General features: G+C 45.1%; 15 protein-coding genes. 5 read left to right on the forward strand and 10 right to left on the reverse strand.

Translation table 11 applies throughout. The features are described 5' to 3' along the window. Positions 1-125: 125 nt before the first annotated feature. Genes hutH through hutC form a run of 3 tightly spaced genes read right to left on the reverse strand, consistent with a single transcriptional unit; the run spans position 126 to position 4,067 of the window. Complete coding sequence (gene hutH / locus MN199_RS11095) at positions 126-1,661, reverse strand: histidine ammonia-lyase (RefSeq protein ID WP_335739459.1); 1,536 nt, start codon at positions 1,659-1,661, stop codon at positions 126-128. A gap of 4 nt (positions 1,662-1,665) precedes the next feature. Beyond that, a complete protein-coding gene (hutU, locus tag MN199_RS11100; protein WP_335739460.1) occupies positions 1,666-3,339 on the reverse strand; it encodes a urocanate hydratase in 1,674 nt (557 codons plus the stop codon). Next, positions 3,339-4,067, reverse strand: coding sequence for a histidine utilization repressor (gene hutC, locus MN199_RS11105; protein WP_165907398.1), 729 nt, complete (start codon positions 4,065-4,067; stop codon positions 3,339-3,341). Before hutC ends, hutU begins: the two co-directional genes overlap by 1 nt. Positions 4,068-4,165: 98 nt before the next feature. Here hutC and hutI point away from each other — a divergent pair, with 98 nt between their 5' ends. Further along, positions 4,166-5,392, forward strand: a complete 1,227-nt coding sequence (hutI, locus tag MN199_RS11110) for an imidazolonepropionase (RefSeq protein ID WP_132584854.1) — start codon at positions 4,166-4,168, stop codon at positions 5,390-5,392. Between the two features lie 62 nt (positions 5,393-5,454). After that, complete coding sequence (locus tag MN199_RS11115; protein ID WP_335739461.1) at positions 5,455-6,984, forward strand: putative bifunctional diguanylate cyclase/phosphodiesterase; 1,530 nt, start codon at positions 5,455-5,457, stop codon at positions 6,982-6,984. On the opposite strand, the gene MN199_RS11120 is transcribed toward MN199_RS11115, so the two are convergent. Both MN199_RS11120 and rraA read right to left on the reverse strand, forming a co-directional pair. Beyond that, entirely contained in the window at positions 6,971-8,023 is a 1,053-nt protein-coding gene (locus tag MN199_RS11120) for a formimidoylglutamase (RefSeq protein WP_335739462.1), read from the reverse strand. The genes MN199_RS11115 and MN199_RS11120 overlap by 14 nt on opposite strands. A gap of 13 nt (positions 8,024-8,036) precedes the next feature. After that, the gene (gene rraA / locus MN199_RS11125) at positions 8,037-8,522 is read right to left on the reverse strand and encodes a ribonuclease E activity regulator RraA (RefSeq protein WP_335739463.1); all 486 of its coding nucleotides are present in this window, start codon (positions 8,520-8,522) and stop codon (positions 8,037-8,039) included. A gap of 166 nt (positions 8,523-8,688) precedes the next feature. On the opposite strand from rraA, the gene MN199_RS11130 reads away from it, so the two are divergent. Beyond that, complete coding sequence (locus tag MN199_RS11130) at positions 8,689-10,686, forward strand: putative bifunctional diguanylate cyclase/phosphodiesterase (protein WP_335739464.1); 1,998 nt, start codon at positions 8,689-8,691, stop codon at positions 10,684-10,686. A 25-nt stretch (positions 10,687-10,711) separates the two neighbouring features. Here MN199_RS11130 and MN199_RS11135 read toward each other — a convergent pair whose 3' ends face one another. The 5 genes from MN199_RS11135 to priA all read right to left on the reverse strand — a co-directional run bounded on the left by MN199_RS11135 (position 10,712) and on the right by priA (position 15,888). Next, positions 10,712-11,116 carry a gamma-butyrobetaine hydroxylase family protein gene (locus MN199_RS11135; protein ID WP_335739465.1) on the reverse strand — a complete coding sequence of 135 codons (405 nt, stop codon included), beginning with the start codon at positions 11,114-11,116 and terminating at the stop codon, positions 10,712-10,714. Next, positions 11,116-12,450, reverse strand: a complete 1,335-nt coding sequence (gene hslU, locus MN199_RS11140; protein ID WP_132584842.1) for an HslU--HslV peptidase ATPase subunit — start codon at positions 12,448-12,450, stop codon at positions 11,116-11,118. Before hslU ends, MN199_RS11135 begins: the two co-directional genes overlap by 1 nt. A gap of 11 nt (positions 12,451-12,461) precedes the next feature. Beyond that, on the reverse strand, positions 12,462-12,980 hold the full coding sequence (gene hslV / locus MN199_RS11145) for an ATP-dependent protease subunit HslV (protein WP_132584840.1): 519 nt from the start codon (positions 12,978-12,980) through the stop codon (positions 12,462-12,464). A gap of 58 nt (positions 12,981-13,038) precedes the next feature. Continuing rightward, positions 13,039-13,635: an SPOR domain-containing protein gene (locus tag MN199_RS11150; RefSeq protein WP_335739466.1), complete on the reverse strand. Its 597-nt coding sequence runs from the start codon at positions 13,633-13,635 to the stop codon at positions 13,039-13,041. Positions 13,636-13,713: 78 nt separating this feature from the next. After that, positions 13,714-15,888, reverse strand: a complete 2,175-nt coding sequence (gene priA / locus MN199_RS11155; RefSeq protein ID WP_243695503.1) for a primosomal protein N' — start codon at positions 15,886-15,888, stop codon at positions 13,714-13,716. A 204-nt stretch (positions 15,889-16,092) separates the two neighbouring features. Here priA and rpmE point away from each other — a divergent pair, with 204 nt between their 5' ends. Both rpmE and MN199_RS11165 read left to right on the forward strand, forming a co-directional pair. Further along, the gene (rpmE, locus tag MN199_RS11160) at positions 16,093-16,305 is read left to right on the forward strand and encodes a 50S ribosomal protein L31 (protein ID WP_027670299.1); all 213 of its coding nucleotides are present in this window, start codon (positions 16,093-16,095) and stop codon (positions 16,303-16,305) included. Between the two features lie 310 nt (positions 16,306-16,615). Further along, complete coding sequence (locus tag MN199_RS11165; RefSeq protein ID WP_132584836.1) at positions 16,616-17,854, forward strand: malic enzyme-like NAD(P)-binding protein; 1,239 nt, start codon at positions 16,616-16,618, stop codon at positions 17,852-17,854. The last annotated feature ends 27 nt before the right edge of the window (positions 17,855-17,881 follow it).

Raw genomic sequence — 17,881 nt, forward strand, 5'->3', positions numbered from 1 at the left:
TGGCAATATGACTGCGAAAGGAAATAATAAAAACATAGGGATATAATGCTTCCTGCCTAGCTGGACAACGTCCAGCTTTTTTCTTAGTGTAGAATGATTTCAGCGGCAGGAAGCCGCTTTATAATTTAGAAACTACACAGTAGATTTACAGGAATAAGACCATTTAGCTGGCGTTGACGCAATAGCTCAGCACTTTTCTCGATATCTGGTGCAAAGTAACGGTCTTGACCATAAAAACTCACTTGCTCGCGTAACCAACCTTTTGCCTGCTCAATTGCCACGGTTGATTTTAACGGTGCTCTAAAGTCTAAACCTTGAGCTGCCGCTAAATATTCTACCGCTAATACGCCGGTGGTGTTTTCAGCCATATCAGCTAAACGACGAGCGGCGAAAGTGGCCATTGACACATGATCTTCTTGGTTAGCTGAGGTAGGTAAGCTATCAACTGACGCTGGGTGAGCCAGTGATTTATTCTCCGATGCTAAGGCTGCAGCTGTAACCTGCGCAATCATAAAACCGCTATTTACACCGCCATTAGGTACTAAAAATGCTGGTAACTTGCTTAAAGTAGCATCAATTAATAGCGCCATACGACGTTCTGATATTGAGCCAATTTCTGCAATAGCTAACGCTAAGTTATCAGCCGCCATCGCGACAGGCTCGGCGTGGAAATTACCGCCAGACAGAATATCGCCATCATCAGCGAACACTAAGGGGTTATCGGTGACACCGTTAGCTTCAACTTCTAACACGGCCGCCGCGTGGCGAATTTGTGTTAAACAAGCGCCCATTACTTGTGGTTGGCAGCGCAAGCTGTATGGGTCTTGTACTTTTTCACAATTTTGATGTGCTTCACCAATTTCAGAGCTCTTGCCCAGCAAGTGACGATAAATTGTACCCGCGTCAATTTGACCGCGCTGGCCCCGTGCTTGGTGAATACGATCATCAAACGGTGAGCGACTGCCCATGGCCGCTTCAACACTCATGGCGCCAATAACACAGCCAGCCGCAAATAAGTCTTCAGCTCTAAATAGCCCTTCTAAAGCAAAGGCGGTAGAAGCCTGAGTACCGTTTAACAGTGCAAGGCCTTCTTTGGCTGCTAAAGTAATAGGCTGCATATCGGCTAGTGCTAAACCTTCTACCGCATCGTAAATTTGACCTTTGTAGCTAACTTCGCCCTCGCCAATTAGTGGCAACACCATATGTGATAATGGCGCTAAATCGCCTGATGCACCCACAGAGCCTTTTTTCGGAATGCAGGGATAGACCTCGGCATTAACTAGCTTAATTAACGCGTTAATTACCGATAAACGAATGCCAGAAAAACCGCGGGCTAATGAGTTAATTTTCAGCACCATTAATAGACGCACCGTGCTGTCATCCATTATCTCGCCAAAACCTGCCGCGTGCGATAACACAATAGAGCGCTGCAACAGTTCTAGCTCTTCATTTTTAATTCGCGTGCTGGCTAGCAAACCAAAACCCGTGTTAATGCCATACACCACGCGGTTTTGTTTGATAATGTCGGCTACGCAAGCCGCTGATTTCTCAATGCCGGCGACTGCAGAGTCGTCTAATGTCAGCGTCACTGGGCCTTGTTGCACTTGACGTAATTGCGCCAATGTTAGGCTGCCAGGAACTAAATTCAGTTTAAAGCTCATGTTGTTACTCCGTAACCATAGGTAAATCTAAACCCTGTGCTTTGGCACAGTCGGTAGCAATATCGTAACCCGCGTCGGCATGGCGCATCACGCCAGTTCCAGGGTCGTTCCATAATACGCGGCCTAAGCGCGCTGCTGCGGCATCGGTGCCGTCGGCAACAATGACTACACCGCTATGCTGGCTGTACCCCATACCAACACCACCACCGTGATGCAGCGATACCCAAGTTGCACCGCCAGCGGTATTTAATAAAGCATTTAGCAGCGGCCAATCTGATACCGCGTCTGAGCCGTCAAGCATGGCTTCAGTTTCACGGTTAGGGCTAGCAACCGAGCCAGAATCTAGGTGATCGCGGCCAATAACTACGGGTGCTGATAGCTCGCCATTTTTTACCATCTCGTTAAATGCTAAAGCGATACGCGCGCGATCTTTTAAACCAATCCAGCAAATACGTGCTGGTAAGCCTTGAAATTGAATACGCTCACGAGCCATATCTAGCCAGTTATGCAAATGTGGATTGTCTGGAATTAGCTCTTTAACTTTGGCGTCAGTTTTATAAATATCTTCAGGATCGCCCGACAGCGCAACCCAACGAAACGGGCCTATGCCTTGGCAAAATAATGGCCGAATATACGCCGGTACAAAACCTGGGAAATCAAAGGCATTTGCTACGCCTTCATCTTGTGCCATTTGGCGAATATTGTTGCCATAGTCAGTGGCTACTGCTCCGCGCTGCTGCATAGTTAAAATGGCTTGAACTTGCACCGCCATTGACTGCTTAGCTGCTTTTACTACGCCAGCTTCATCAGTTTTACGCTGTTCGGCTGCATGCGTCATAGTCCAGCCTTGTGGTAAGTAACCATTTAACGGGTCGTGGGCAGAAGTTTGATCGGTAACTACATCTGGCGTTATGCCCCGTTTTACCAGTTCAGAAAACACATCTGCAGCGTTAGCCAGTAAGCCAATTGAGGTAGGCTTTCCGTCTTTTTTTGCCTGCTCTAGCATGGCTAGTGCTTCATCAAGCGATAGTGCTTTTTTATCTACGTAACGCGTTTTTAAGCGAAAATCGATACGGCTTTCGTCAACTTCGCAGGCAATCATATTAAAGCCAGCCATAGTTGCTGCTAGTGGCTGCGCGCCACCCATGCCACCTAAACCACCGGTTAATACCCATTTATTGCTGGCATTGCCAGAAAAGTGCTGATTAGCAATGGCAACGAAGGTTTCGTAGGTGCCTTGAACAATGCCTTGGGTACCGATATAGATCCAAGAACCTGCGGTCATCTGGCCGTACATCATTAGGCCTTTGCGGTCTAGTTCGTTAAAGTGTTGCCAGTTAGCCCACGCCGGTACTAAATTTGAGTTGGCAATTAGCACGCGTGGCGCATCAGGATGAGTTGGGAACACACCAACCGGTTTGCCGCTTTGCACTAATAAGGTTTGGTTATCTTCTAAACGGTTAAGCACCTCGACTATTTTGTCATAGCACTGCCAATTACGCGCAGCACGGCCAATACCACCATATACCACTAGTGCTTGCGGATGTTCAGCTACTTCAGGGTCTAAGTTATTCATTAGCATGCGTTTAGCGGCTTCGGTTTGCCAGCTTTTCGCTGTTATGGTGTTACCGCGATCAGCACGGATCACCCGGCTGTTATCAATACGTGGGTCTGTCATTAGATCACTCCCTTGTTGGTCGCAAAAGAAAAATTAAGATGGCCGCCTAAACGATAGCGGCTACCTGGTGAAGTTAAGTACGCCAAGCTAACTGCGCCTTCTCGGCTGAAAGTGCGTCGCGTTAGACGCAGGCAGGGTTCAGGCTTTTTTAACGTTAAATGTTTACAGGTAAAGTCATCCGGCCAAATGGCTTCAACCGTGTGCTCAGCTTCGGTGAGCGGCGCAATAAAGCTAAGATATTGGTGTGGTGTTTGTTGATTAAAATCTTGCTGTACATAGCCTGGCACTAAATGCGGGCTAACGTAACGTGCTTCCAGTTGCAACGGCTGATTGTTTTCTAAGTGCACAATTAAAGAGAAATACACCGGTTCGTTACGTTTTAGCCCTAGTGCTGTAGCAATAACAGCCGGGCAGGGCAGCTCAGTAAGCTGCAATAAACGCGCGTTGTAGGCATGGCCACGGCTATGAATTTCATCGGCAATATTGCGAATTTCTAATAGTGAAGACTGAGATTTTAGCGCTGCAACAAAGCTGCCTACGCCTTGAGTACGATACAAAATCCCTTGCTCGGTTAGCTCTTGCAAAGCACGACGTGCAGTCATTCTGCTAACACTGAACTGCTCGGCTAACTCATTTTCTGATGGCACTCTGCTGTGCTCAGGCCAAGCAGCAATTTCAATTTGGCTTAGCATGTATTCTTTAATTTCAGCAAACTTAGCAATAGCCATGATTCCTCCAACTAGACTATATAAAAAATAAGCTAGTTTGGTTGTATATACAAGCTGTTGGTGTAAAATTACTGAAAATAACGCAACAGGAGTAGGCTATGCAGCAGTTTGATGCTATCTGGGTTAATGCCAATATTGCCACTATGACTGACAATGGTGCAGCTTATGGTGCTATTAATAATGGGGCGCTAGCGGTAAAAGACGGTGTTATTGCTTATATTGGTAACCAAGCAGGATTGCCGGCATTCGATGCCTCATCTACGCTGTTGTATGACGCCGGCGAACAGTGGTTGTTACCCGGCTTTATTGATTGTCATACACATTTAGTTTATGCCGGCAACCGTGCTAATGAATTTGAAATGCGTTTAAACGGCGCGAGTTATCAAGATATCGCTGCCGCAGGTGGTGGTATTAAATCTACTGTCGCAGCAACTCGGGCGGCCAGTCATCAACAGCTATTGGCACTAGCAGAAGCGAGATTAAACGCGTTATTAGCCCAAGGTGTAACTACAGTTGAAATTAAGTCTGGCTATGGCTTAGACTTAGTATCAGAGCAAAAAATTCTGCAAGTGGCTGCTGATCTAAATAAGCAGCATGCTATTTCAATACAAAAAACGTTTTTAGGTGCACATGCCTTACCGGTTGAATTTGCTGATAACGCCGATGGCTATATTGATGCGGTATGTAAAATGTTACCGGTATTAAAGCAGCTGCAATTAATTGATGCGGTAGATGTGTTTTGCGAAGGGATTGGTTTTTCTATTGCCCAATGTAGGAAAGTATTCCAACACGCATCGGCATTAAGTTTACCGGTTAAAGCTCACGCTGAGCAATTGTCTAATTTAGGTGGTAGTGCTTTAGTCGCCGAGTTTAGCGGCTTATCGGCAGATCATATTGAGTTTTTAGACGAAGCCGGTGTTGCCGCGATGGCTCAAGCGGGCACGGTAGCGGTGTTGTTACCGGGTGCATTTTATTTTTTACGCGAAACTCAGCAACCACCAATAGCTTTATTACGCCAATACAAGGTACCAATGGCAATAGCTACGGATTTAAACCCCGGCACCTCACCACTGTGTTCGTTGCCACTGATGTTGAATATGGCTTGCACATTATTTAGGTTAACACCAGAAGAAGCCATACTGGGCGTGACACGACATGCCGCTGCCGCCTTAGGTTTGGCTGATCGCGGCACCTTAGCGGTAGGGCAGCGCGCCGACTTTGCATGTTATGCTATTAGCCAACCGGCTGAGCTTTGCTACCAATTTGGTGTTAACCCACTTAAGCAGCTGATTATTAATGGTAAAGAAATAAATCATCATTTGTAATCTGCTTTACAACAGGTTAATTTAGCTTAAGCTAATAACTTTAATTATGCTGGAGTGCAGCAGTGTCGTTTCGTCTGTATGGTATAGCACTATTTAGCACCCCTTTAGCGGCGCAAACCGAAGGCTCGCCGCTACCTGTTATTAGCTTGCTTAGCGGCTTGTTGCTTTTAAGCTTTATTTATCTTATTAAATTACAGTTCGATTTACATAAGCAAAAAAAGTTTAACCACACTGCACAGCAAAGTAGTTTAGGTTTTTATGCCTTACATGATGATATTAGTGGTTTTCCCAATAAGTTTTTTTTACAGCAACAGTTAGATGAGTTGTTGCAACGTAAGCCTGAGCAACAATTTTCCCTGTTATTAATTAAAATATATCAGTTTGAGAAAATTAATCAGCTGCTTGGCCACGCTAATAGCAACCTTATTTTGGCGCAAATTGCCCAGCGTATTAATGACCAACTTAAAACGGTAGACGATGCGCTAAGCTTTGAGTTTCGTCAGCAAGTTCCTGTGCGGTTGTGTCATCTTGGTGGTGTCGATTTTGCTGTATGGATAAGCCGCAGTAACCATCAAAATTTAGCGGAATTTGTCGCCGACAATTTAGAGAAAAACATTCCTGAAGCAATGATAGTTCACGGCTGTATCGTCGATTACAAGCTGCACTCGGGTATTGCTCATTATCCTGAGCACAGCACTGAGTTTAGCGAGCTACTAGATCGGGCTTACTTGGCATTACAAAACCACACAATGTTGCCCGGCCATAGTCAGGTTTTTAGCGCGCAAATGCTTAATTATTCTAAAGATAAACTGACGTTAATGGCGCAGTTACGCCAAGCTATTACCGATCAGCAATTAAGCTTATATGTACAACCTCAGGTTGATATGCGCACTAAAGAGGTATTAGCGGCTGAAGTTTATGTGCGTTGGCGCCATCCTATTCGCGGTTTAATGGCTCCGAGTAGCTTTTTAGCGTTAGCCGAAGAAGCCGGCGTAATTTATCCATTAACACAGTGGGTATTAAACGAAGCCATTGCGATGATCGCAACCTTAGACAAAGCTGGCTTAGTTAGCAAAATAGCGGTAAATATTTCTAGCCAGGATTTATTGAATGATGAATTAGTAGATAGCCTAGAGCTGTTATTTGCCCAGCATAACGTGAAACCAAAGTTATTGGTTTTAGAAATAACCGAAGGTGCGTTCGCCGCAGAGCCTGAGACGTCACTGAGTATGATGCGGCGTCTTCATCAATTGGGTGTGGGCTTGGCACTAGATGATTTTGGTACTGGCTTATCGTCTTTAGCCTATTTACGCAAATTGCCGGTACAGCAAGTAAAGGTAGATTGCTCATTTATTAATGATTTACACAAGTCTGATACGCAATCAGCAATTACCAGTGCGCTTATTGATATGGCGCGTAACCTCGATATTGGCGTTATCGCAAAAGGCGTTGAAGAAATAGACGTAGAACAAAAACTGCTGCGTATTGGCTGTAACCGAGGCCAAGGTTTTTTATACTCTCGGCCGTTTGAATTAAGCGGCTTTGTGGTGTGGTTAAAGCAGTGGCAAAAGAACCATGTTATAACGCAATAGCTTGTTTAGCTTGAATAAACGCGACAACTAACGCTGCTAATACTTGCCCTGCCTCATTATTGCCGGCTGCCAGGCCAGCAGGGTGTTGGCTTGGTGCTGCCTCAGCTAAATGTAAGTAACGGCTACGAGATAGTTTGCCTAATTGATAAACAAACTGCTCTGCTGCTTGCACACTAATACCACAATTAGTAAAAGCGCTAACCGGCATTAAGCTTATGCTGTCGGTATCTAGCTCGATACCAATATCACCGGTGCCCTGGGTAACTTTGGCAATGCACTGAGCCAGCGCTTGTTGGTAGCTTAGTTCTTGGCGGACAAAAATACGCTGATAGCTACAGTGCTCAGCTTCAGCTTGTTGTAGTTGCGCTAAGGTAGCCGCCGAATTTTTCAACTCATGCAAACCTAAAACAAAATAATGCTGTAAATAACCGTCATTAAACGCATAGCTAAAACCGTTACCGCTATGGCGACCCTCTAGCGGCCTAAAGTCTGAGTGCGGGTCTAAATTCGCGCTATTGGCTTTTTGCCCACTTTGACTGGTTAATGCCTTAAGTAATGGATAACTGTTGTTATGGCCACCGCCAATAACTATAGGATAAAGCCCAGCGGCAAATATTTGTTGGCTAACGTGTTGTACGCGGTTATCTAAAACACTAACTAACTGTCGCAGTTGTTGTAACTGGTCAGCCTGAGTGACATCCAGTGTTAATGCTTTTTGCTGCAGGTCGTCACATTGAATGTGGCCCAGCAGTAAAATGTGTTTAGAAGGAATAAACGCGTTAGCTTGAAAATTTAAAAACTTAGCTAGAAAAGCCGGCCAGCCTTTATCTGCACCAGCAAAACCTAAGTTTGCTCTGGGGCCTATGTCTTCTGGCACGCCTAACAGCACAAAACGGCAACCGGCACTTTTAGCTTGTGCCAGTTGTTGGGTTAAGTCCTGCTTAAGATCGGCATATTGAATACTTTGGCCTACGCGCGTTTCCCCAACGCGCGGCGTAACATACTGCGATAATTGTGACGGGGTAAACAGATTTAACATGGCCTAGCTTTGCTTATTCTATATCCAGCGCATCTGGTGACATAATAATACCCGTGCTGTCAGCATACAGGTGATCACCAGGTAAAAAGGTTACTCCGGCAAAGTTAACTGGCACTTCAGTTTCACCAAAACCTTTATCATCAGCACCTACCGGAATAGCATTTACTGCATGAATGCCAATATCAAAATCTTCTAATAAGTCGAGATCACGTACGCTGCCATAACAGACAATACCTTCCCAACCATTGCTTGCTGCAAATGAGGCTAGTTCAGCGTCGATAATGGCACGGCGTGCAGAGCCACCGGCATCTATCAGTAATACTTTACCAACACCAGGCTCACTTAACATTTGCCGTACTAAACCATTATCTTCAAAACACTTTACTGTATGGATTTGGCCACCAAAAGAGCGTCTGCCGCCATAGCTCGCAAACAATGGTTCAACCACATCGACTTGATCGGCATAAAGATCACATAATTCAGACGTGTTGTATTCCATAACAACCTCCAGCAGTAAAGAGAAATAAGGCAGTACAGTATAGCCCTGAGTTAGGTAAGCTCAAACTATTATTATTGCCTTTTCAGCGATTTAACATTAGCTGCTGGTTGTAGCAATGCCACTATATTTGCTAAGGTATGTTTAGTTAACTTAACCGGTAAATTCCGTGGCGCCAGAAATATTTGCCAGACTTGCAGTGTATGCTACCCAAGCCGGTATTGCGCTGTTGCTTAGCTATTTAATGTGGAGCCTAAGTAACCTATATCTGCAAAGTTATATTCGATCTTGGTTTTATGCGTTATCAGCATTTGCGCTTTACCAGATAACGATACTGTTGCAAGCCTATTTCGTGCCGTACCCTCAAACATCCGCTTTTTTTCAATTTGTGATTATTGTCAGTAGCTATAGCTTTGCCATCTTTTTACTGCGAGGTATGGTGCAAACGCGGGTTGGTGATGCGCATATACTTAGCCGGTTATCTGCTAACAAATTATTTATTTTGCTTTGTGGTCTTGGTGTACTAAGCGTGTTGCCGTTTGGCTTGAACGAAAGCCTTGATGCTTGGCAGCAGTATTTTCAGTATTATATTCGCCTGTTGATTATGGGTGTGATTTTGTTAAGTGCAGCAGTAAGCTTATTGCACCGAATGGAGCGCGGCTTTGGCCAGCGCTTGGCGGTATTCACGCTGTTAGTGTGGGGTGTGTTGTATGTCACTAGCACTGTTTGGCTGCTAACTACTACGTTGGAACTGGCGTCTATTCAACTAATACTTGCTTATAAGTGTGCTGAGCTATTTTTGCTCTGTTGCTTAGGGTTGGCGTTGCTTATTTGGTTACATGAAAACGAGCATAATGCTAATCGGCAATTAACCGAAAAAACCCGCTATTTAAACCGTTATGATCAGTTAACCGGCGCACTTAATCGCGATGCGTTGCTAGTGCAACTGGAAGAAAAACTACAGCAAACCGTGACGCCAATTTATCTCTTAATGCTAGGACTAGATAAGTTTAAAACCATTAATGAGTCGGTGGGTTTAAAACAAGGTGACAGTTTACTGCGCCAGTTAAGCCAACGCTTTGAAGCTAGTATTTTAAAGCCGACATTGGTAGCCAGAACCGGTGGCGATATTTTTGCCTTGGCGTTAACAGATATAAATAATGTAACCCAATTACACTTTGCACTACGGCATATACAGCAGTTGGTAGAAAAGAACTTTGAGTTAGCCGGTGGCTCACTGCATTTAAGTTGCACTATTGGTATAGCTTGTAGCCCACACGACGGTAATACTGCAGAAACCCTGTTGCAAAAAGCCAATATTGCATATCATCAGGCTAAACGTTTGCAAAACCGCACTTTGGCTTATCAGGCTGGTATGGAAGACGAATCAGCACGGCTTATTAGCTGGGAAAGTGAACTGCTTGCTGCGATGCGTAATGATGAGTTTGTGTTGTATTTTCAACCGCAAATTAATTTGCGCAATAACTCGTTGGATGCGTTTGAAGTGCTGATACGTTGGCAGCATCCTGAAAAAGGCTTTTTAATGCCTGCGCAGTTTTTACCCTTTGTTGAGCAACTAGGTTTGAGCCAACAACTCGATTTTTGGGTATTGCATCAAGCGGTAAAAACCATTAGCGCGTGGCAAAAACAGCACTTAAAGGTGCCATTGGCAGTGAATATGTCGCCGTTACATTTTCAGCAAGATGGTTTGAAAAGTAAAATTAAACAATTACTGCAGCAATACCAAGTGTCGCCAGAGCTACTAGAGCTTGAGATCACCGAAAACACGGCAATGAATGATATTGAAAAAGGCTTTAATCATGTACTTGAATTGCAGCAAATGGGTATTCGGGTCTCGATAGATGATTTTGGTACCGGCTATTCGTCGTTAGCGTATTTGCGGCGTATGCCGATTGAAAAAATTAAAATTGACCGTAGTTTTGTTATGGATATGGCGAGCAATGATTCCGATATGATGATTGTAAAAACCATGATTAAATTGGCCCATGGTTTAGGTAAACGTATTTTAGCCGAAGGGGTAGAAACGGCAATGCAGCTGCAATTGCTGCATAATATGTCTTGTGACAGTGTGCAAGGTTATTACTTTGCTAAGCCGCTACCTGAAGCTGAAGCTATTGCGTACTGCAGTAAACCGGGGTCATGGTAAGGCCGCTATTATCAGCTCTAGGGTGTTACGTGCGAATACGAACGGCAATTAAACCATCACGGTTGGCATTAGCTGCATTAAGTTGTTGTAAATACTGCTGCCAAAGCGCTGGTTGTTGCTCGGCGAGTTGTTTTAAATATTGCCAGCTGTAAATGCCGCTGTCGTGGCTATCGTCAAATATAAGCTTTATAGCGTAATGGCCCACAGGTATTAGCTTACTAATGGCCACCTGCTTTTTATTGGTGACCAGCTTAGGTTTACCATGGCCACGTACCTCGGCCGATGGCGAAAACACGCGTAAAAACTCAGCACTGAAACAGCTATGGCTGCCATCATTAAAGCTAACATCTAGTTCACGACGTTGCTGGTGATAATGCAATTTACTAACGTTAATACTGTTAGCTGGGTTGTCAGTGCTGTGAGTCGTCATTATAAAATAAACCGGCTTAAATCATCGTCTTTAACCAACGCACCTAAATGCTGCTCTACATAGGCGGCATCAACTTCAATATGCTCACCGGCATGGTCGGCTGCGTCAAAGGATATTTCTTCTAGCAAGCGTTCCATTACGGTATATAAGCGGCGGGCACCAATGTTTTCCGTACTTTCGTTAACCTGCCAAGCAGCAGCAGCTAAACTTTTAACGCCACTTTCACTAAAGCTTAAGTTAACGCCTTCAGTGGCTAACATGGCGATAGATTGCTCGGTAAGTGAAGCCTTAGGTTCGGTTAAAATACGTTCAAAATCAGCGGCACTTAACGCTTCTAACTCTACACGTATTGGCAAACGACCTTGCAGCTCGGGCACTAAATCTGACGGTTTACTCATTTGAAATGCGCCAGAGGCAATAAATAAAATATGATCAGTTTTTACCATGCCGTGCTTAGTATTTACGGTGCAGCCCTCTATCAAGGGTAGTAAATCACGCTGTACGCCTTCACGCGATACATCGGGGCCGCTGGTTTCGCCACGCTTACAAATCTTGTCTATTTCATCAAGAAATACTATGCCGGTTTGCTCAACGGCTTCAAGGGCTTGGGCTTTAAGCTCTTCTGGGTTAACCAGTTTAGCCGCTTCTTCTTCTACTAATTGCTTTAGGGCATCTTTAATTTTTAGTTTGCGCTTTTTAGTTTTTTCACTCCCCAGGTTTTGAAACATGCTTTGTAACTGCGATGTCATTTCCTCCATGCCTGGCGGTGCCATAATTTCGACACCAATGTTCGGCTGCGCTAAATCAAGTTCAATTTCTTTATCGTCTAATTGACCTTCACGCAGCTTTTTACGAAAGGTTTGCCGCGTGCTGTTATCTGTAGTCGGTTTATTGTCAGTCTGCCCCCAATTTTCACGCGCGGGAGGCAGTAATACATCTAAAATACGCTCTTCTGCGGCTTCTTCGGCGCGAAAACGATTTTTTGCGATGGCTTGTTCACGAAACATTTTTACCGCGCTGTCGGTTAGGTCGCGAATAATGCTTTCAACCTCTTTGCCAACATAGCCTACTTCGGTAAATTTAGTGGCTTCTACCTTGATAAAGGGCGCGTTGGCTAGCTTAGCTAAGCGCCGAGCAATTTCTGTTTTACCCACGCCAGTGGGGCCAATCATTAAAATGTTTTTGGGCGTAACTTCCTGACGCAGTGCGGGGTCAAGTTGCATCCGGCGCCAGCGGTTACGCAGCGCAATAGCAACCGCGCGTTTGGCTTTATTTTGGCCAATAATATGCCGATCTAGTTCGTGTACAATTTCTCTTGGGGTCATGTCAGACATACGTTTCCTGCTTATAATTCTTCAATGGTCTGATGGTGATTAGTGTAAACACAGATATCACCAGCAATAGTCAGACTTTTTTCGACGATGTCGCGCGCGCTCAGCGAAGTGTTGTTTAGTAAGGCGGTGGCTGCGGCTTGAGCGTAGGGGCCGCCACTGCCAATGGCAATTAAATCTTGCTCTGGCTGCACTACGTCACCATTACCGGTAATAATTAGCGAGGTGTTAGCATCGGCTACGGCGAGTAAAGCTTCTAGCTTGCGCAACATACGGTCGGTGCGCCAGTCTTTAGCGAGTTCAACGGCCGCGCGCATTAAATGGCCCTGATGCAGTTCTAATTTAGCTTCAAAGCGTTCAAATAAGGTGAAGGCGTCGGCGGTGCCGCCAGCAAAGCCGGCAATAACTTTATTATTGTAAAGACGGCGCACTTTGCGGGCATTGCCCTTCATTACAGTGTTACCAAGAGAGACTTGGCCATCACCGCCAATGGCGACATGGCCATCGCGGCGCACAGAAACAATAGTAGTCATGAAATAGCCCTATGGCGTTATTAACTTAGGGTTTAAGTGTGGCTGCGTTAACGAAATTTCAAGACCAATTCCAGATTTGGCAAGTATTAATACTCTGTTGGCGTAGGCGATTGCGATCGGTGGTGGCCTGACGTTTGGATGTATAAGGACCAAGTACAACTCGATACCAAACACCGTTTGCACCTTCTGTGCGGCGAATTTGCGAGGCAAAGCCAGCGAAGGCAATTTGCGCTTTCATGGTTTCAGCTTGCTGCTCTACTCTAAATGAGCCGCACTGCATTTGATAAGGGCCACCAGCCTGCTGCTCAGTAACTTCAACCTTTACTTCTTTGTTCTCTAATTCTTTAATATATTGGTACGGCTCTTCTGTTGGTTTGGCCGGTAGCTCATCTTTAGGTTTTGTCGTTTTAGGCGGTGTTTTAACCGGTGTTTTTGCTGGTATTACCGCAGATGGTGTTGTGCCAGCGGGTTGCTGGTTTAAAAACCATAAAAAATAAATAAAGCCACCAATCAGTAAAAAAGTAACAACTAATAATAGCCATGGCTTCGCCGGTGCTGGCTGTTTAGCTTTGCTATTGCGCCGCGCAGGGCGCTTGTTTGCCGGTTTGGCTTTAGCTTTTGGCCGGCTGGCTTTTATATAGTCTTTTTGAGGCATAAGGTAGTAATACTGCTACAGCGTAATTAAACGGCTATTCTACAAGGTTGGCTAAAAAAAGAAACACAACGCTGGGGTTCAGGTCAGATCAGTTGGGTCTACGTCGAGTTGCCATTTCACTTTTCGGCTTAGCGGCCAACTGGCAATTTGCAGTAATAGCTGGTCTAACGCTTGATGCACTGTGTTTCTACCTGCGCTATAAAGTTGCAGCTGCCAGCGATATTTACCGGCTCTGCGTTCCAGTGGCGCAGGAATAGGCCCCAGCAATTGCAGTGCCGGATATTGCCGCATAAAGTCGGTCACCTGTTGTAACCATTGTTGGCAATCGATTGATTGATGTGCTTCTGCGCTAAATAGCACTAAGTGTTGAAACGGGGGTAGCCGAGTTTGCTCACGTTCAGCCAAAGCGCTGCGAGCAAAAGAAGCGTAACCGTTTTGAATAATATCTTGTAGCAGGGCATGTTCGGGGTACTGCGTTTGCAATAACACTTTACCACCGCTACTGCCACGGCCCGCGCGGCCGGCAACCTGAGTAAGCAGTTGCGCCAGCTGTTCTGGTGCGCGAAAGTCGCTGCTATACAATGCACCATCTACGTCAACGATGACCACTAAACTCACATTTGGAAAGTGATGTCCTTTAGCCAGCATTTGCGTACCAACAATCAGCCGTGCACCGGTTTGGTGAATATCTTCTAATGCCTGATGTAATGCACCTTTACGTCTGGTGCTGTCGCGATCAAGCCGGGTGATGGCAATGTCGGGAAACAATAGTTGTAAATTTTCTTCAAGCTGTTCAGTGCCTTGGCCCAGCGGTTTAAGTTGAGTGCTGCCACAACCGCCACACTGGCGTGGAATAGCTTTGCTGGCGCCGCAATGGTGACATACCAGCTGGCGGCTTTGTTTATGATAGGTAGTAAAAGCACTGCAGCGCTGACATTCGGTTAACCAGCCGCATTCTTGGCAACTGAGTGCTGGGGCAAAGCCGCGCCGGTTTAAAAATAACATTACTTGTAAGCCGAGAGTTAGCTGTTGCTTGATTTGCGCTAGGGTTTGACTAGCTAAACCAAATTGTAGTACTTGCTGCTTTAAATCAACCAGCTCAAAGCTGGGTAAGGCCTGGCCAGCGGCGCGGTCGGGTAGCGGCAGATGAATAAAGCGCTTGCTTAGTGCATTGTGTAGGCTTTCTAAGCTCGGTGTTGCCGAGCCTAATAAAATAGGACAATGTTGCAGTGCCGCGCGCTTAATCGCTAAATCGCGAGCATGATAACGAAAGCCATCCTGTTGTTTTAGCGATTGGTCATGTTCTTCATCGATAATAATCAGACCAAGCTGCCAAAATGGTAAAAATAATGCCGAGCGCGTGCCAATAATAATGGCGGCAGCGCCGGTGCTGGCTTGTAACCAGCAATGTAAGCGTTCGTTGTCGGTAAGGGCTGAATGCCAACAAAGTACTGGCACGTTAAAGCGCGCTTGAAAACGGGCTAGGGTTTGTGGCGTTAAACCAATCTCTGGCACTATGACTAATACTTGCTGTTGCTTTAGCAATAAGCTGGCAATGGCTTGCAAGTACACTTCCGTTTTACCCGAGCCAGTAACGCCTTCTAATAGTAATCGCTCAAAACGGCCGCTGGCGTGATTAACGGCAGTTACCGCTAGTGCTTGCGAAGGCGTTAATTTAAGCCCCGTAGCTTCAGTCTCTGGTGGTGTAAAGGGGATGGGGGCCACAATTAACTCTTCGACTAACTGCTTTTCTAGTAATTGCTTTAACGTGCTGCGGCTATGCTGCTGTAATAATACCGATTCAGTTAGCTGATGCGCCTGTAATGCTTGCCATAGCGCGTGTTGTTTCGGTGCGCGCTTTAATGCCGTGATGTTGAGCAGCTTACCAGTATCGGTTAACTGATAGGCTTTGGGTTGATAGTCATTTAAATTTCGGCCTTCACGTAACAACGCGGGTAGCGCACTAATTAGCACTTCACCTAATGGATAATGGTAATAGTCAGCAGCGAAACTTAGCAATTGGCAAAGTAATGGCGGAAGTACTGGGCTGGTGTCGAGCAAGCTAAGCACGGCTTTTAGTTTACTGGCATCAAAGCTATCAGTTGGCGCAATTTGCCAAATAATGCCGATCAGTTTACGGTTGCCAAAAGGGACTAATACTCGGCAACCCACCTGGGGTTTTGGGTCGGCATTGATAAGATAGTCAAAATGTTGCCTCAGTGGCACCGGCAGTGCCACGCGTACTACAATCACAGCAATACCTCTTTTAAACGCAGCTGCCAAGTGTAAGGACAGGCTAGTTAAATGCCAAGTAAAAGAAAATTTATCCGCTTCGCTATTTCAACTATTGCAAGTTAATCGGCTATCAATTAAGCTACGCGCCCTAAATTAACTGTAATTACGTATGGTGTCTGGCAAGAATTGACCGGATAGCGATGCGGCCTAACGAGGTAACCCATGAAGCCAGGTATTCACCCAGAATATAAAGAAATTACTGCAACTTGTACTTGCGGTAATGCATTCAAAACAAAATCAGCACTGTGCAAAGACATTCACTTAGACGTTTGCTCAGCTTGCCACCCGTTCTATACCGGTAAGCAAAAAGTGTTAGACGTAGGCGGCCGTGTAGATCGCTTCAAAAAACGTTTCTCTGTACTGGGCAACCGTTAATCGGTTCAGTTATCGTCAAACTGAAAAAAGCACCGTAAGGTGCTTTTTTTGTGCCTAAAAATCAGGTTAGTTTCTACGGTTATTAATAATCACTATTTAGCGAAAAAATAGCTGCTACTGGTCTGACTTGCTATAACAAAATAGGCCACTACTAAAGTGTTATAGCTTGTTAGCGTATTTTGCGCTGGTACGATCAGACCGATTCCGGTTCTCTTCGCTGTAACAGGTCTTTAGAATAGACAACCTTCATGCGTAATACCTTAATTATTACTATGCGGCACACCTTACAACAAACAGCGGAACCCAATAGATGTCAGATTTCAAAGAACAAGCCTTGCGTTATCATGCCGAGCCTAAACCCGGCAAAATTAGTATTGAAATTAGTAAGCCTGCTGAAACAGTAACCGATTTGGCATTAGCCTATAGCCCTGGTGTGGCTGAACCTGTGCGTGAAATTGCTAACGATATTGATAATGTTTACAAATATACCGGTAAAGGTAATTTGGTTGCGGTTATCACTAATGGTACGGCAATATTAGGCTTAGGTAATTTAGGGCCAATGGCATCTAAACCGGTAATGGAAGGTAAAGCCTTACTATTTAAACGCTTTGCCAATATCGACTCCATTGATATTGAAGTAACACATCGCACTACAGAAGAGTTTATTAATACGGTAGCCAATATTGCTGACACCTTTGGCGGTATTAATTTAGAAGATATTAAAGCACCTGAGTGTTTTGAAATTGAAAAAGAGCTGATTAAACGCTGCAATATTCCGGTGTTTCATGATGATCAACACGGCACCGCCATTGTTACTGCCGCGGGCATGCTAAACGCATTACAAATTCAGGGTAAGAATATTAAAGATGCCATTATCGTTTGCTTAGGTGCTGGCGCCGCGGCTATCGCTTGTATGGAATTATTAGTTAAATGTGGCGCACAACGCGAACATATTTATATGCTTGATACCAAGGGTGTTATTCATACTCGACGTAATGATTTAAATCAGTATAAGTTGTTGTTTGCTAATAACACCGATAAGCGCACGTTAGAAGATGCAATGACCGGGGCTGATGTTTTTGTGGGTGTGTCAGGCCCAGATATTTTGCCCGCCGAAACATTAAAGTTAATGGCTGCTAATCCGGTAGTATTTGCTTGCTCTAACCCAGATCCAGAAATTAAACCTGAGCTGGCACATGCAGCACGTAATGACATTATTATGGCAACAGGCCGCTCGGATTACCCAAATCAGGTTAATAATGTGCTGTGTTTCCCGTTTATCTTCCGCGGTGCGCTAGATGTGCGGGCTAAAGTGATTAATGACGAAATGAAGATTGCAGCTGTGAATGCAATTCGTGCTATTGCGCAAGAACCTGTACCGCAAGAAGTATTAACAGCAGCTAAAGTGGATGCGCTAAGTTTCGGCAAAACCTACATTATTCCTAAACCAATGGACCCACGGTTGTTACCACGCGTTGCCAAAGCCGTAGCTGAAGCCGCGGTTGCTTCGGGTGTAGCGCGCATTCCATTACCAGAAAACTACTATTAAAACGTGTTACTGCTCAATTACAAAAGC

Origin of the sequence: Rheinheimera metallidurans (genome assembly GCF_036983985.1) — a bacterium.
Lineage (GTDB): Bacteria > Pseudomonadota > Gammaproteobacteria > Enterobacterales > Alteromonadaceae > Alishewanella > Alishewanella metallidurans.

Excerpts from the sequence above, each read along its gene's own strand:
- hutH (WP_335739459.1), bottom strand. The coding sequence starts at position 1,661 with ATGAGCTTTAAACTGAATTTAGTTCCTGGCAGCCTAACATTGGCGCAA.
- hutU (WP_335739460.1), bottom strand. The coding sequence starts at position 3,339 with ATGACAGACCCACGTATTGATAACAGCCGGGTGATCCGTGCTGATCGC.
- hutC (WP_165907398.1), bottom strand. The coding sequence starts at position 4,067 with ATGGCTATTGCTAAGTTTGCTGAAATTAAAGAATACATGCTAAGCCAA.
- hutI (WP_132584854.1), top strand. The coding sequence starts at position 4,166 with ATGCAGCAGTTTGATGCTATCTGGGTTAATGCCAATATTGCCACTATG.
- MN199_RS11120 (WP_335739462.1), bottom strand. The coding sequence starts at position 8,023 with ATGTTAAATCTGTTTACCCCGTCACAATTATCGCAGTATGTTACGCCG.
- rraA (WP_335739463.1), bottom strand. The coding sequence starts at position 8,522 with ATGGAATACAACACGTCTGAATTATGTGATCTTTATGCCGATCAAGTC.
- MN199_RS11135 (WP_335739465.1), bottom strand. The coding sequence starts at position 11,116 with ATGACGACTCACAGCACTGACAACCCAGCTAACAGTATTAACGTTAGT.
- hslU (WP_132584842.1), bottom strand. The coding sequence starts at position 12,450 with ATGTCTGACATGACCCCAAGAGAAATTGTACACGAACTAGATCGGCAT.
- hslV (WP_132584840.1), bottom strand. The coding sequence starts at position 12,980 with ATGACTACTATTGTTTCTGTGCGCCGCGATGGCCATGTCGCCATTGGC.
- MN199_RS11150 (WP_335739466.1), bottom strand. The coding sequence starts at position 13,635 with ATGCCTCAAAAAGACTATATAAAAGCCAGCCGGCCAAAAGCTAAAGCC.
- rpmE (WP_027670299.1), top strand. The coding sequence starts at position 16,093 with ATGAAGCCAGGTATTCACCCAGAATATAAAGAAATTACTGCAACTTGT.
- MN199_RS11165 (WP_132584836.1), top strand. The coding sequence starts at position 16,616 with ATGTCAGATTTCAAAGAACAAGCCTTGCGTTATCATGCCGAGCCTAAA.